17 protein-coding genes are annotated in these 15344 nt (G+C 48.3%); 14 read left to right on the plus strand and 3 right to left on the minus strand.

Translation table 11 applies throughout. The features are described from left to right. The gene (locus tag K0036_RS06690) at nt 1-345 is read left to right on the plus strand and encodes a hydrogenase maturation nickel metallochaperone HypA (protein ID WP_025644171.1); all 345 of its coding nucleotides are present in this window, start codon (nt 1-3) and stop codon (nt 343-345) included. A gap of 19 nt (nt 346-364) precedes the next feature. Further along, nucleotides 365-1405: a DUF5692 family protein gene (locus K0036_RS06695; protein WP_025644169.1), complete on the plus strand. Its 1041-nt coding sequence runs from the start codon at nt 365-367 to the stop codon at nt 1403-1405. A 687-nt stretch (nt 1406-2092) separates the two neighbouring features. Here K0036_RS06695 and K0036_RS06700 read toward each other — a convergent pair. Next, entirely contained in the window at nt 2093-2800 is a 708-nt protein-coding gene (locus tag K0036_RS06700; RefSeq protein ID WP_025644167.1) for a FadR/GntR family transcriptional regulator, read from the minus strand. Between the two features lie 200 nt (nt 2801-3000). Here K0036_RS06700 and K0036_RS06705 point away from each other — a divergent pair, with 200 nt between their 5' ends. Further along, nucleotides 3001-3465 (plus strand): hypothetical protein, encoded by a 465-nt coding sequence (locus tag K0036_RS06705; RefSeq protein ID WP_220431010.1) that lies wholly within the window; start codon nt 3001-3003, stop codon nt 3463-3465. Between the two features lie 183 nt (nt 3466-3648). On the opposite strand, the gene K0036_RS06710 is transcribed toward K0036_RS06705, so the two are convergent. After that, complete coding sequence (locus K0036_RS06710) at nt 3649-4071, minus strand: DUF2000 domain-containing protein (RefSeq protein WP_220431011.1); 423 nt, start codon at nt 4069-4071, stop codon at nt 3649-3651. Nucleotides 4072-4325: 254 nt separating this feature from the next. Between K0036_RS06710 and K0036_RS06715 the strand changes: the two genes are divergently transcribed. The 7 genes from K0036_RS06715 to K0036_RS06745 all read left to right on the plus strand — a co-directional run bounded on the left by K0036_RS06715 (nt 4326) and on the right by K0036_RS06745 (nt 11420). Further along, entirely contained in the window at nt 4326-4913 is a 588-nt protein-coding gene (locus K0036_RS06715) for a TetR/AcrR family transcriptional regulator (RefSeq protein WP_220431012.1), read from the plus strand. Beyond that, nucleotides 4913-5677, plus strand: coding sequence for a nucleoside phosphorylase (locus K0036_RS06720; protein WP_220431013.1), 765 nt, complete (start codon nt 4913-4915; stop codon nt 5675-5677). Before K0036_RS06715 ends, K0036_RS06720 begins: the two co-directional genes overlap by 1 nt. A gap of 147 nt (nt 5678-5824) precedes the next feature. Then, nucleotides 5825-6907 (plus strand): MGDG synthase family glycosyltransferase, encoded by a 1083-nt coding sequence (locus K0036_RS06725; RefSeq protein WP_173692993.1) that lies wholly within the window; start codon nt 5825-5827, stop codon nt 6905-6907. Continuing rightward, nucleotides 6907-7593 carry a polysaccharide deacetylase family protein gene (locus tag K0036_RS06730; protein ID WP_220431014.1) on the plus strand — a complete coding sequence of 229 codons (687 nt, stop codon included), beginning with the start codon at nt 6907-6909 and terminating at the stop codon, nt 7591-7593. Before K0036_RS06725 ends, K0036_RS06730 begins: the two co-directional genes overlap by 1 nt. Further along, on the plus strand, nt 7586-8641 hold the full coding sequence (locus K0036_RS06735; RefSeq protein WP_220431015.1) for a lysylphosphatidylglycerol synthase transmembrane domain-containing protein: 1056 nt from the start codon (nt 7586-7588) through the stop codon (nt 8639-8641). Before K0036_RS06730 ends, K0036_RS06735 begins: the two co-directional genes overlap by 8 nt. Before the next feature lie 73 nt (nt 8642-8714). Continuing rightward, nucleotides 8715-9458: an SseB family protein gene (locus tag K0036_RS06740; RefSeq protein WP_220431016.1), complete on the plus strand. Its 744-nt coding sequence runs from the start codon at nt 8715-8717 to the stop codon at nt 9456-9458. 39 nt (nt 9459-9497) lie between these two features. Further along, complete coding sequence (locus K0036_RS06745; RefSeq protein ID WP_220431017.1) at nt 9498-11420, plus strand: EAL domain-containing protein; 1923 nt, start codon at nt 9498-9500, stop codon at nt 11418-11420. Between the two features lie 154 nt (nt 11421-11574). Here K0036_RS06745 and K0036_RS06750 read toward each other — a convergent pair whose 3' ends face one another. Next, nucleotides 11575-11772 (minus strand): cold-shock protein, encoded by a 198-nt coding sequence (locus tag K0036_RS06750; RefSeq protein ID WP_009249381.1) that lies wholly within the window; start codon nt 11770-11772, stop codon nt 11575-11577. Nucleotides 11773-11998: 226 nt separating this feature from the next. Here K0036_RS06750 and K0036_RS06755 point away from each other — a divergent pair, with 226 nt between their 5' ends. The 4 genes from K0036_RS06755 (at nt 11999) to cysK (ending at nt 15307) form a co-directional block, all read left to right on the plus strand. Next, nucleotides 11999-12421, plus strand: coding sequence for an RrF2 family transcriptional regulator (locus K0036_RS06755; RefSeq protein ID WP_220431018.1), 423 nt, complete (start codon nt 11999-12001; stop codon nt 12419-12421). A gap of 80 nt (nt 12422-12501) precedes the next feature. After that, nucleotides 12502-12945 carry an RrF2 family transcriptional regulator gene (locus K0036_RS06760; protein ID WP_220431019.1) on the plus strand — a complete coding sequence of 148 codons (444 nt, stop codon included), beginning with the start codon at nt 12502-12504 and terminating at the stop codon, nt 12943-12945. Nucleotides 12946-13023: 78 nt separating this feature from the next. Further along, complete coding sequence (locus K0036_RS06765) at nt 13024-14313, plus strand: O-acetylhomoserine aminocarboxypropyltransferase/cysteine synthase family protein (protein ID WP_220431020.1); 1290 nt, start codon at nt 13024-13026, stop codon at nt 14311-14313. A gap of 64 nt (nt 14314-14377) precedes the next feature. Continuing rightward, on the plus strand, nt 14378-15307 hold the full coding sequence (gene cysK / locus K0036_RS06770) for a cysteine synthase A (RefSeq protein WP_220431021.1): 930 nt from the start codon (nt 14378-14380) through the stop codon (nt 15305-15307). Nucleotides 15308-15344: the final 37 nt, after the last annotated feature.

Genomic DNA, 15344 nt, shown 5'->3' on the forward strand with positions numbered 1-15344 from the left:
ATGCACGAACTGGGAATCGTATTTCATATCATCGACAGCCTGGAATCGGTGGGCAGGGAAAACCAGCTTACCCAGGTGGCAAATGTAACCCTGGAAATCGGGGAAGTCTCAGGCGTAGTGGATTCTTATTTAAAAGACTGCTGGAAATGGGCATCTGAAAAATCGTCTCTGCTGCGGGGAGCCAAACTGATCACCCAGGAGATTCCAGCAGTGACATATTGCGAGGACTGCCATCAGACCTATGGAACGGTGGAGCACGGAAAGGTATGTCCATTCTGCTCCGGTGGAAATACATATCTGGTGGCAGGAAACGAATTTAATATCAAGGAAATAGAAGCATGCTGAGAAAGAGGGAGGGATAATCATGCTATTTCAAATCTATGGAGAGAATGCCGGCTGGCAGCTGCTGGGATGGCTATTGGTATTTGCGGGACTGATACTTGCGAATGAACTGGCAAGACGTACGAAGATGGGAGGGATATTCTGCTTTCTGATCGTGCCGGCAGCATTGACCGTGTACTTCATTGCCATCTATGTTGGCGCGGCAAACGGCGCGGAGTGGGCGCTTAATAATCCTACCTATGTACATATGAACAGCTGGTTCCACTATGCAAAACTATACGCGGCTACCGCGGGATGTATTGGTTTCATGATGCTGAAGTATAAGTGGAAGATCGGCAAGACTAACTGGTTCAAGGTGTTCCCGTTTGTGATCGTGGCAATCAATATCCTGATCGCGGTTGTAAGCGACTTTGAGTCTGGCGTCAGAGGCGCAATGGCCCTGGCAGAGTATGGGGACCGCTGGTGGCTGTCATCCGAGAATGTATGGCTGTATGGCGGATGGTGGAACTGGGTCAACGGAATCGCCGGCATATTAAATATCCTGTGTATGACAGGATGGTGGGGAATCTATTCCTCCAAAGACAAAAAGGATATGCTGTGGCCAGATATGACCTGGTGCTTTATCATAGCCTATGACCTGTGGAACTTCGAGTATACTTATAACAACCTTCCGACCCACGCATGGTACTGCGGACTGGCGCTTCTGCTGGCTCCTACTTTTGCCAATGCGCTGTGGAACAAGGGCGGATGGATTCAGAACCGTGCCAATACGCTGGCATTGTGGTGCATGTTCGCGCAGGTATTCCCAATGTTCCAGGATACCAGCCGGTTCGCCACGATACCGATCCTGTATTCCGATGGATTTATGGATGCGGCCACAAGACCTGCGGCAGCTGATCCGACCATGCAGGGCGTAGTGGCATTGCTGGCACTGGCAGCGAATGTGATCTGCCTGGCTGTGATTATCAAGCGGTCAAAACAGCAGAAGAAGAACCCCTATAAGAACGAGATCTTCACGGATCAGAAAGATTTCCAGATTGCAATGGAGAGAGCGGAGGTATAAGGGAGGGATTTGTGGATTGGTGGACGCCGGGGCGGCAGAAGCGGGTTTTCTGCGACGTTCCGGCACCTGCGGCTAGTCCACCGGTATGTAAGTCTGCAGAAGAGTTGTCATAGGACTCCTCTCCTGCGGACTAACATATCGGGGACGGATCCTCCGGATGCCTTCACTTACCTTCGAAAACCCGCTTCTGCCGCCCCGGCTTGCGCCAATTTGCTGGCAATCCGCGAGGAGTGCGGGCGTTAAGGTACACTTTGCAGGTAGTGGATTGTGGCAGAGGAGCGGTTGAAAGAGGGGATAAGAGCAGGGGTTTTTAGTTAGAGATTAGACAATACTGATATTTTAGAGATAAGCCTACAGCGGGAGCGATGGAGTCGGTTCTGCTGTAGGCTTATTTTATTGGAGTTAGACAGGTCGAGGCCGCAAAAAAAGTTTCGGCGTAAGGTGTGCATGTGGGGCAGCGCGGGCGCTGAATCGCCGGTAAATTGTCGGGAGCCCGGGGGTGTCTGGGGAATTCTGGAGGTAAGCGGATGGGACGAAGAATCCGCGCCTGAGATGTTAGCCTGCAAAAGAGGAGTCAGCCGACGACTCTTTCGCAGGGTTACAGATCAGTGCGTTAGTCGCAGTCCCAGGAGCGTCGGAAGAATCCCCCAGACACCCCCGGGCGGTCGCCAACTTGCCAAGATTCCTTTACTCGTAATAGATCTGCCGGCTTCCGCTGATGCATTCGCCAAGGGAATAATTAATCCACTCGATGGCGCCTTTGGTGTCCCGGTTGCGGATATAGGTCCACATGGCATAGTTGCTCTCGTAGAGGGACTGGATGCCATAGAGGTCGCAGTAGCGCTCCCACATCGTGAAGATAGGAGCCCGGAAGGACTGGAAGATCAGTGGGAGCAGGGTGTTCTGGGATGCCAGGGCGAATTCATGCTGGAATTCGAACGCGGCCTGGATTGCCTCTTGATTGTCTTTGGCATCCCGAATCTGCTCGATGATTTCCAGAAGCACCTGCACTTCCTCGTCGCTGATACGGTCAATACACAGTTGGGCGGCCAGAGTGTCAAGCGCGATTCGCACTTCAAAGATGGAGCGGATTTCTTCGTTCCGGATGCGGCCTCCGTTGTATTTCATTATGGACATCAAGGTGTCCAAGGTTCCCTTGCGTCGGTAATCGGCCACATAGGTTCCGCTTCTTGGCTTTACGATAAGGAAGCCTTTCTTTTCCAGTTCAGAGATGCCGCTGTTTACGACGGCGCGGCTTACCTGCATCATTTCTGCCAGCTGGCGTTCGGGAGGCAGTTTTTCGCCAATTTTTAGTTTGCCGGACAGAATCATATGTTCCAGCTGGTCTACGAAGAGTTCCCGCAGAGACGGAGAACTGATCTTTTGAAATTCCATGAAATCCCCTCCTTTGTACTGGCTTGATTGTATCATATACCATTGGACGGTTCAAGAAATTGGAAGTATATTGGCGCAAACCACTTATTTAAGAAGTGACAGCCAGACGGCGTAAAAATGTAAGGACAATGAAAGGTTCCGGAAATGTCCACGTAAGGATGGCGTGATAGAATTTTCCTAGAAAGAGATAGGAGGATACTATGAGACGAAGAATGATTACGATAATACTAATATCCGGATGCATGATGTTCCTGGCCACAGGCTGTTCCAAGGCTCAGATCATAAAACAGTATGACAATGTGCTGCAGTCCATCGGAGAGAAAAGCATTACAAAGAACCGGAAGCTGCAAGGGGAGCGAAAACTTGGGGAAGATAGTTATGTGGGGAGCTATAAGGCAGATTATGAGTCCTTTAGCGGAGAAGAAATCGTGTTCGGGGGAACAGGACTTTCGCGGGATGCGGGAAATAAAATTAAGGTCTCCTGCAAGATTGAGGCGGAAAACGGCACGGCGAAGATCACCTTCCAATCAGGAATGGAGGATGCAAGAATATTGTGCGATGGCACAGGGGAACATACGGAGACGATAGAACTGCCCCCTGCCAGCAACTATCTGAAAATCGAGGGGAAAGATTTTACCGGGACAATCGAACTGGACAGCGAATAGGAGAAACAGAGGCATGATCTGGCAGCGGGACCAAAAGGTAGGCGCATCCCGAAAGCCGAGATTGTGGATATGCCATTGAGGATCAAGATTGTCGGACAAGAAGGACTCCGGGAATGCGTGGAGGGATGCCCTGGGTTTTCGGGACGCTTTGTCCAGGCCATCCACTCCATCGAAGAAGTGCGGTTAACGCAGCAGAGGCAGGCTTCCGGTCAATTTATTAATCTTCTTTTTGCTGCCACATATGGCAAGGCCGATATACTTAAGATCCGTTTCGGACGTAGCGGCCATCTTTTCTATGAATTCTTCATAAATATTGCAGCATTGGGCCTGTTCTGTGAAGTCTACCACCGTCAGGTCTTCGTAGTCCGTGGTGAATAGCTTGGTTCTTAAGTCGTTCAGCAGTTGCGCATTTCCTTTCAGGATGGGAACAGGAAATTGGATGATTCCGATATGGGAGTTTCCTTCCTTATCGGCAACATCCCTTCCTACCACATCCGGCATCTTCATGCCCATTGTAATTCCAAGAATGGCGGCGGTATTGGCAATTATGCCCAGCGGGAGCGCCTCGTCGATAATCATTACGCATTTTTCGTTTTCCAGATTCATAGCTATATCCTCATTTCCATTTTAAATTTCATGCGATAAATATCATGCACCATTCTATTTTACTTGGCATTAGAATTCATTTCTTGTAAGATATCTTCAATTTTATAAATTCAACTTCAAATGCAGAAATTTTAGTAGGCCCTGATTATACGGGGCTTCTTTTGGCTTGCATGTTGACTTTGCGACAGGCGTGTCTTATAATGCAATTACAGACACGTGTGTCGTAAAAAGTGAGAAAAGAAAAGGAGTTTGATATGAACAGAAAGGGAATGGAGACAAGGCAGCATATAAAGACTAAGGCCTGCCAGCTGTTTGCCAAAAAAGGATTTAAGGAAGTGACGATGAAGGATATCTGCGAGGCTACAGGATTAAGCCGTGGCGGGCTATACTGCCATTATGACAGTACTGTCCGGATATTCGATGAGATTCTGAATGACTTTATGGATACCCAGGATGAAGAATTTCGCTCTAAAATGCAGGAAGGGATGTCTGCTGTAGAGATACTGGACGATGTTCTTGATCGTTACAGGGCAGAGATGATCGATCGCGAGGCATCCTTGAGCGTCGCGATTTTCGAGTACTTCAGCGGGAGAGGGAACGCTTGCGGGGAAAATCCTCTGTATCAGCAGTACCTGTCTTCACGAAGGATGTGGGAGGAATTGATCCAGTATGGCATTGACAGGAAGGAGTTCTACCAGGTAGACAAGACAGCGGTATTTGATCTGATCGTGTTTTCCTATCAAGGGGTGCGGATGTACAGCCGGATCATGACCATTACAGAGGATATTCCGCTGCGGATCATGTCTCAGATCAGGAAGATCTTAGTAAGGAGGAAAGGATAATGGCAACTGTATTTGAAAATTATGATGCTGCCAGGACAGCGTTTATCAATCCTGGAGATTGCGTAAAGGCAAAGGAAAACTTTCCGGAAGTCTGCGTCACGACTTTTTCAGAGAATATTATCGAAGATTTTGCCAAAAAGAATTCTGCAGAACAAATCGCGGAGCTATACACGGCAAACGGAGTGCTGCCAGTCTATGGCATCGAATATGCAGGGATAAGAATGGCTTTCTTTCTATCCAGGGTAGGCGCGCCGGCCTGTGTGGCAGGACTGGAAGAGGTGATTGCCATGGGAGCGGGAAAGATGGTTATCTTTGGCTGCTGCGGCGTTCTGGATGAGGTGGCGGTGCAAGATAAGATCATTATTCCCAGCAGTACCATCCGGGATGAAGGAACCAGCTACCATTATCTTCCCGCCGGGGAGGAAATCGGGCTGGAGGATTCCTGCGCCGGGGTATTGGAGGACTGCCTCTTAAAGACTGGAATACCTTATGTTAAAGGAAAGATCTGGACGACGGATGGAATTTACCGGGAGACTCATAGACGCTTGAAAGAGAGGAAGGAACAGGGATGTATTGCGGTTGAGATGGAATGTTCCGCTATATTGGCAGTGTGCAGGTTCAGAGGTGTTCCGGCCATCCAGTTTCTATATGGAGCGGATAGCCTTTCGACAGACAAATGGGAGCCCAGGGATCTGATGGATTATGGAATCAGGGAATGCGACAGATATATGGCCCTTGCGCTGGAATGCGGGGCTAGATTGTAGCCGGAGCCTCCTGATATCCAGGAAAATAAAGAATAATCATAAAATCCAAAGAGAATCTTTCAGATATGTTAAGAATTACTCCAAGGAAATCTTTAGAATTGGCGAGTAAGATAAGGACAAAGATGAAGAAAGAATGGGGGAAGGAACATGAACGTACTTATACTCAGCAGTCAATTCGGGATGGGCCATCAGATGGCAGCAAAGGCAATTGGAGAAGAGATTCTTAAGTTGGATAAAGATGCAAATGTTATAGAACTTGATTTATTAAGATATTATTATCCAAAGGCAAGCCGATACATTTTCCGGCTGTTCCAGATGATGGTGGAACATTGCTATGGGATATATAATCTGGTATATAAGACAACCGGAAAATTGAAGGTAGATCTGAAGCCTATGGGCATTAATCTCTACAGGAAACTGGAAAAATTGATGGAGGATCATCATCCGGACATGATCGTATGCACCTTGCCGCTGTGTGCCAAGTCGATTGCCTCGTATATGGAAAAGACCGGGAAGCATATTCCGCTGGTCACCTGCATTACGGATATCAGCATCCATCCGGAGTGGATCACGCCTCAGACGGATGCTTATCTGGCGCCGACGAAAGAGGTCAAGGAGAATCTGGTACGCAATGGCGCCCGCCCGGAGCAGATATTCGTTACAGGAATTCCGGTCAGGCAGCAATTCCTGGGAGAAGTGCCGAAACGGGATAAGGAGCAGAAAAAGATACTCATAATGGGAGGAGGGCTTGGAATTATCCCGAATCTGGATCAGCTGATGCAGATGCTCCACCGTATGCCGGGCATCACAGCAACCGTAATAACCGGGAAAAACCGAAAGGCTTATGAAGCGTTCCAGGGAAAATATGAAGATATTGAAGTACTTGGATACACGGAGAATATCAGCAAATATATGAAAGAAGCAGACCTTGTAATAACAAAAGCGGGAGGAATTACGCTCTTTGAGCTGATCCATTGCCAGGTACCTCTGTTCGTCATCCACCCCTTCCTTGAGCAGGAAGTGAACAATGCAAGATACGCCCAGAATATGGGGATTGCAAAGGTTATATGGAATAAAAACAGTAATTTTCTCCAAATATTAGAGGAATTCTTATCCGATGGAAGACAATGGGAGCAGATGGCGGAGAATATAAGCAGGGCAAAAGACGAGATTATGGAATGGAACCTGGATGATGCGATGAATACGGTGATGGAAAGGATGGCGGCATAATGAAGAAAATGATATTGATGGCTGCATTAGCGGGCGCGTTAGGCTACAGCATCCTCCCATCATTCGGACTCAGGCATTATCAGAGCCTGCGCTGCAGGAAGAACAATGAAGGCAAGATTCTCTTTCTGACCTTTGATGACGGGCCAAGCGAGGCATATACGGAGGCTTTGCTTGACCTGCTTGATGAATATGATATCAAGGCATCCTTCTTTGTAGTGGCAGAATTTGCGCAGAAGAATCCGCGGATCATCCTGAGGGCCAAAAAGGAAGGCCACCTTATTGGCATTCATTCTGTGAATCATCAGAACGCGCTTTTTCGGGGGAATAGATTTGCCTTTTCTGACCTGGCAGCATCCATTCTGACTTTGAAGAAATTAGGATGCGAAGCAAGATATTACCGTCCGCCGTGGGGCCACCTGAATCTATTCATTCTGCACTGGGTAAAGAAGATGAATCTGAAACTTGTATTTTGGGATGTTATGGCCCAGGACTGGGCAGCGGACGCCACGCCGGCATCCATCCGCACGAAGCTGCTTCGGCGCGTTTATCCGGGCGCCGTCATCTGCCTGCATGATGGAAGAGGCGCCGCGGGAGCGCCTGGAAGGACCATAGAAGCATTGAGAGACGCGCTTCCCCAATTGCTGCGGGAAGGGTATGAATTTAAGAGGCTAGACCAATATGAATGATACGATATCAATAAAAAAGACAGGAAAACAGATACTGGTATTTCTCTTTTTTCTTTTTTTGATTTTTTTCTTTCTTTTTAAAGGAAAAGACGTAAGCCAGATACTTAAGATCGCCGCTTCTGCTTCCTTTCCTGCTATTGTGGCAGGAATTGCCATGGCTGGAGCCTTTAACCTCTCAGAAGGCTTGAATCTTGGCATTCTGCTAAAGGCGATGGGCCATAAGGTGTCTTTTGCCCAAGGGATGAAGTATGCCTATATGGGATTCTTTTTCAGTTCCATCACTCCTTCGTCTACAGGGGGACAGCCGATGCAGCTCTATGCGATGAAAAAGGATGGAATAGACCTGTCCCATGGCTCGCTGGCACTTTTGATGGAACTTGCCAGCTTCCAGGCCATGGCGTTCTTGTTTGAACTATTCGCGGTGGCTATGATTCCTGTGCTGGGGATAAGCCTGCCAGCGACGATCAAGATCCTGGTCGTTGCCGGATTTATCATGAACGCGGCTTTTGTCGCTTTCCTGCTGGTGGTGATTTTCTCGGAATGGATGGGGCAAAGGATATTCGGCCTGGTAAAAAAGATCTTGCCGCGACTCCCATTTGTGAAGGAAGAGACCAAGAGCCAATGGATTAGGAAAATGGAAGAGGGGCTTCTGGAATTCCATGCCTGCGCCCTATTGATGAAGGAACATAAGAAGGCCATCGCAAAGATGTGCATTATCAGCGCAGGCCAGATTATCTGCTGGTTTGGCGTGCCGTATATGGTGTATCTGGCGCTGGGGTATCAGGGGAGTTCCTTCCTCCATATCTTTGTACTGCAGATTCTGATCTATATGTCCTCGTCCCTTCTGCCGCTGCCGGGAGCCATGGGCATCAGCGAATATGCCTTCCTTCAGCTGTTCGGAAGCATTTACAGTGGCAGTTCCATGACGGCGGCGGTTCTTTTAAGCCGGGGGATCAGTTTCTACTTCCTGCTTGCATTGAGCGGCATCATGCTGCTTCTCATCTACGGCGCTGCGCGGCAGCGCAAATGTAATACTATTTTTTCCTGATTTTTCTATACTTTAAGCAAGCCATGGGGTATAATGGGAAAATAAGATTTTAAACAGAGAGGTTAGAGACAGAATGAGCAGGAATGATAGAGATACGAATGTAAAACAGGATACGATGGAGAAAATGCGTAATTCTGAAGCAGTCTATGTGATTTTATCGGATTATACGCATATGCCATATGTGGCTTGCGATCCTAAGACTTTTGATGACCAGGTGTTCTTATATTTTAAAGAGGACGATGCCAAAGAAGCGGTGGGAAGATTTGCCGGGAACCAGGAGAGTACCCGTGCGGCAAAACTTGAGAAGAATGGGTTCCTTGCATTTTATACGAATCTTTTCGCGATGGGAGTGAACTGTATCAAGATGAACCAGGGGACCAGCCAGGAAGTGGATGTCCAGCTGGGAGAACTGGTGAGAAGGCCGGAGGCGGACAAATTGCCGCAAGGGCAGGTGAGGATCGAGAATCCTGAACTTCATCTGACTGCCCTGTATTATATGCAGGAACTGCGAAAAAGCCAGGATGGAGGAACCGATCAATTAAAGGAATTGAATGAGGAATTAATGATTCATTTCAAAGAGGGCAGATATATCGTCGCGGTGCAGGAGGGACAGGGAATCCCGATGCTGCAGAAAGAGGGGAAGATATACCAGCCATTATTCACTGACTTCCAGGAATTCCAGAAGTTTAACAGGGAGAAGAAGTTCAAGACAGCAGTCGTAGAAGCCGGCAAGATAACAGAATTCCTTTCATCACAGGCGGTTGGCGTAGTCATTAATCCGATGGGCGTAAACCTTCTGCTGAACATTGCAAGATAAGGAAATGGCAATGCAAACAAGAGCGAGGAGGAAAAGCGTATGACAGAGTGGTCATTGGTGACGGAAGTTATTGCGCTGCTACTGCTGGAAATACTTCTGATGAATCTTGCCGCATATAAAACCCCAGCGACCCACTCTATAAGAATGTACAGAAACTGCCTGTTTATATCGGTGGGCACGATTCTGTGCGATATGCTATGTATCGTCCTCCTGCATGGAGGATTTTTGGTTCCTAAAGCAGTGAATATATTTACCAACTCGGTATACTTCTGGCTTACTGTTATCATGAGTTCATCCATAGCACTCTATATATTTGAAAAGATGCTGGAGCATGTGTATGACCGTTACTGTATCGTGCGTGCGCGAGTGCTGCTGACGATCCTGGTGATCGTCTATACGATGCTTGTGATCATCAATGTGCCTGCCGGGCTGCTCTTTTGGCTTGACGGGAAGGGGGCTTATCACAGAGGGCCTTTGAATACGGTGGGCTATGGATTCGTATTTATTGAAATGATATTGGTATTTATATGTTTTGCAAGGCACCGCTCCAGCGTATCGAAGGAGATGAAGCATGCGCTTAAGACGATTCCTCCGCTGCTGGCTATTCTGGTTGCGATTCAGCTATTGAATCAGGGCCTGCTGCTGAACGGCATTATGGCTGCTGTTGTGGATGTAATCTTGTATGTCAGCTTCTTCAGCCAGCGCCGCGAAAGCGACAGCGTGACAGGCGTAGGCAACCGGGATGGATTCTTTTCAGAACTAGCGCTGCGGATTGCCGGAAAGCAGCAATTCCAGGTGATTCTGGCCATTCCAAGGGATTTTGGACTGATCAATCAAAGATATGGCCATCAGATAGGAAATGAATTCTTATATTCCATTGCAGCATGGATGGAAGAACATTATAAGGAAGCGGCAGCCTTCCGGTACATAGGAGTTTCATTTGCGCTGGTGCTTCCCTATAGCGGGAGGGAGCAGGCGGAAAAGTATGTGAAAGAATTAATGGACCGGTTCCAGGAGCCCTGGAAGATTGGCCCTTGCGAAGAGAGCATAACTACGGTATTCAGCGATCTGATCTGTATGGAAGACGATCTGGGCGAGAATCAGGTTATGGAATTCCTCGATTATATGCTCTCGCTGACCAAGCGCTCGACGCAGCAGTATATGCATTTTGACGACGCTTTGACGGAAGGCTTCTTCCGAAGAAGAATGGTTGCACAGACTGTACGCGGGGCATTGAGGGAGCAGCTGTTCGAAGTATGGTATCAGCCGGTCTATGCGCCGGGCAAAAAGAAATACGTATCTCTTGAGGCGCTGGTGCGGCTGAAGGATAGGAATGGATGCTTCATTTCTCCGGCCGAATTCATTCCAATCGCGGAGGAAATAGGAGTCGTCAATGAGATTTTCTGGCTGGTAATAGAAGAAGTGTTCGGCTTTTTAAAAGAACACGAAGATCTGGATATCGAGACTATATCCATCAATATGTCTATGGAACAGTTTGATAATCCGCAGTTATGCCAGAGTATAGAAGCGATATTTAAGAAATGGATGATCTCTCCGGAAAAGATCCGGTTTGAGATAACGGAACGCATGATATCGGAAGACGCGGTCAAAGCAAAAGAGACGGTGCAGCAGATGGCGGACTTAGGATTCTGGTTCTATCTGGATGACTTTGGTATTGGATACTCTAATTTTGCGACCGTTTCTCAGTTTCACTTTGAATGCATTAAGCTTGATAGAAGCCTGGTGGATGTAATGGAGGAAGGCCCTAAAGGATTTGACCTGGTACGGGGATTGATCCAGCTATTCCACAATATGGGCATGCAGGTCGTGGCCGAAGGCGCGGAAACATACCGGCAGGCGGATATGCTGATCGGGATGGGGGCAGACCGGATCCAGGGATTCTATTACGCCAGGCCGATGCCGGCGGACAAGCTGATAGAGTTCTTAAAAAGAGAGCAATAGCCCGGACAGGGCGCGGGATATGAAAAGGCCAGGCAGCGTATCGCTCCCTGGCCTTTGCCATAATCTCATTTCGTGTAGTTCTTTTAAATATCTAAATCAAATCTTGCTTTATATATATAAAAGGTACAACTAAATTCCGATTAGTGCTTTGAAATTAAAGTCTTGTTACGTTAACTGCCTGAGGTCCTTTTGCTCCTTCAGTTACATCGTATTCTACTTCCTGTCCTTCTTCCAGTGACTTGAAGCCATCCATGTTAAGTCCTGAGTAGTGTACGAATACGTCGTTTCCAGCCTCATCAGAGATGAAACCGTAGCCTTTTTGGTTGTTGAACCATTTTACTGTACCTTTCATTACGATACCTCCATAAAAATAAAAAATAAATAATTAGATACCGCATTATCCATAAAACTCATCTATAGATAATACCCCGTCAGATTAGCATATATTTATAAAAAAGTCAATGGAGTTGACAATATTTTTATTATTTTTCACAAAAAACCGGACATGAGAATTGCCTTGGGCCACTTTTTCAGATACAATGAATATTAAGAACAATTAGGAAAGAAATGAGAGGCCTATGAAAATATCGACAAAGGGAATCTACGCATTGGAGATCATTACGGACCTGGCCATGCATACAGAGAATGGAGCGCTGGAAAGCATCGGCAATATTGCCAGGAGAAGAGGGCTTTCAGTCAAATACTCCGAACGCCTGATCAAGGAACTGAAGGATCAAGGCCTGGTGCTCAGCCTAAGAGGCGCCCATGGGGGTTACTGCCTGGGAAGGGATGCCGGGGAGATAACGGTCAGGGAAGTGCTGCAGGCTGAAGAAGGAGAACTGGCGCCTGTGGAGTGCCTGACGAAGGAGACTACTTGCGGAATCGACTGCAATACCTGTGCCACCCGGGAGATATGGAGCCAGATATGGCAGATCATTCTCGATACGGCACAGGAGGTGACGATCGGGGATATTATCGAAAAGTCAAAAAGTTTGAGATAAGTATTGACATATGGAAAAAATAGGTGTATAAAATAACTCATATAAAACCTATTGGTTTAGTAGGATATAGAGGAGGAAGCATGAAGATATCAACGAAAGGAAGATATGGCCTTCGGGCATTGGCTGATCTTGCGGCATATTCGCAGGGCGAGCCTATCGCGCTTGCTATGGTGGCTGCCCGCCAGAAGATATCGCTGAATTATCTGGAGCAAGTATTCGGACAGCTTCGGAAGGCTGGACTGGTGCGAAGCATCAAAGGGCCTAGCGGAGGATATCTGCTGGCAAAGCCGGCAAAAGATATTACGGTGAAGGAGATACTGGAAGTCCTGGAGGGGCCATTCTCCATCGTGGGAGAAGAAATAGACAGAAGCGGCCAGGATGCCATGCAGCTGGCGATCAAGAGCCTGGTGTGGGATGAGATCGACGCCCGGATCAATGAGTTCATGGAGAAGCGTACGCTGGAACATCTGGTAAACGAGTATAAAAGCTATCAGGAGAGTCAGGATATGATGTACTATATCTGATATTTTTAGAAAGTTAAATCCTACTATACTGATAAGTAATATATGTTATGAAAATTATAAAGAAAGAAGGACAACGATATGAGCCAGAGAAAAGAATTGAGATTTGAAACGTTACAGCTGCATGTAGGGCAGGAACAGCCGGATCCGGCAACAGATGCAAGGGCAGTTCCGATCTATCAGACTACGTCCTATGTATTCCGCGACTGCCAGCATGCCGCGGACAGATTCGGACTTGCGGATGCAGGCAATATATATGGAAGGCTGACCAATTCCACGCAAGACGTGTTCGAGAAGCGGATGGCGGCTTTGGAAGGCGGGGCAGCAGCTCTTGGAGTTGCCTCAGGAGCGGCGGCCATCACTTATACATTCCAGAATCTGGCACAGGCAGGAGATCATATCGTGGCCAGCAAGTACATATATGGCGGTTCCTATAATCTTCTGGAACATACGCTTCCAACCCAGGGGATTGCCACTACATTCATAGATCCGGACGAAGAGGGCGCGTGGGAGGCTGCGATCCAGGAGAATACCAAGGCATTGTTCGTGGAATCCATCGGCAATCCTGGCGCTAATCTGGTGGATCTTGAGAAGGTGGCAGAGATTGCCCACAGGCACGGCATCGTACTGGTCATGGACAGCACGTTTGCTACGCCATACCTTCTGCGCCCGTTTGCGTATGGGGCGGACATTGTGGTACATTCCGCCACCAAGTTTATCGGAGGCCATGGCACGGCTCTTGGCGGCGTCATTATCGATGGCGGCCGTTTCGACTGGGAGGCATCCGGGAAGTATCCGCAGCTGACTGAGCCGGATCCCAGCTATCATGGCGTGATATTTACCAAAGCGGCAGGGGAGGCGGCATTTGTGACCAGAATCCGCGCGGTGCTGCTAAGGGATATGGGAGCGACCATCGCGCCGCTTCATGCGTTTTTATTCCTGCAAGGGATAGAAACCTTGTCTCTTAGGGTGGAGCGCCATGTACAAAATGCATTAAAAGTAGTAGAATATCTTGAGAAGCATCCCAAGGTAGAGCGGGTGAACCATCCGGCGCTGCCAGGCAGCAGATATCATGGCTTGTATCAGAGATATTTTCCAAAGGGAGGCGCATCCATCTTTACTTTCGAGATCAAGGGCGGGGAGGAAGAGGCCAGAAGATTCATCGATCACTTGCAGATATTCTCTTTGCTTGCCAATGTGGCTGATGTGAAATCCCTGGTGATCCATCCGGCCAGTACCACCCATTCCCAGATGACGGAGGGAGAACTAAAAGCCTCGGGGATTCAAAAGAATACAATACGCCTTTCCATCGGAACAGAGCATATTGATGACATTATTGAAGATCTTGAACAGGCATTTCAGGCAGTATAGACGGTGATAGAACGCATATCATGGAAGAAGGACGATTTATTATATTAATATGGAGGAGACAGACATGGGAAAAATATATCAGAATGTAGAAGCATTAATTGGAAGGACGCCTCTAATGGAGGTGTCGAGGATTGAAGAGGAGGAAAAACTAAAAGCCAGGATCTACGCAAAACTGGAACTATTCAATCCGGCGGGAAGCGTGAAGGACAGAGTAGCGTTCTCCATGATCCTGGATGCGGAGGAGAAGGGGCTGATCGGCCCCGGAGCGACGATCATTGAGCCAACCAGCGGCAATACCGGTATCGGCCTGGCTGCCATAGCCGCGTCAAGAGGATACAAGGCCATATTCACCATGCCGGAGACGATGAGCATTGAGAGAAGGAAACTCTTAAAGGGCTATGGAGCCGAGATTGTGCTAACGGACGGCAAGGCTGGCATGACAGGAGCGATAAAGAAGGCAGAGGAACTGGCAGGCGAGATGGACAATGCCATTGTCCTGGGCCAGTTTGTGAATGAATCCAACCCCAGAGCGCACATCAATACTACCGGGCCGGAGATCTGGGAGGATACGGAGGGGAAGGTAGATATATTCGTGGCTGGCGTAGGAACAGGGGGGACGATTACAGGAACCGGCAGATACCTCAAGGAAAAGAATCCGCTGATCCAGGTAGTAGCAGTAGAGCCAACCGATTCTCCCGTACTCTCGGGCGGCAAGCCAGGGCCTCATGGCCTGCAGGGGATCGGTGCGGGATTCGTGCCAGAGATTCTGGATACGGATATCTATGATGAGATCTTAAAGGTGGAGAATGAGGAGGCCTATCAGGCTGCCCGCCTGGTCGCAAGGAAGCAGGGGATTCTGGTGGGGATCTCTTCAGGGGCCGCGCTTCACGCTGCGATCCAGTTGGCGAAGAGGCCGCAGAACGCAGGAAAGACCATCGTCGCGCTGCTTCCGGACACGGGCGAGAGATACCTTTCAACCCCGCTGTTTGACTAATCATTTCTCTTGACGAAACGCCCGTAAGCGTGTAAAG

This window comes from [Clostridium] scindens, assembly GCF_019597925.1.
GTDB lineage: Bacteria > Bacillota > Clostridia > Lachnospirales > Lachnospiraceae > Clostridium_AP.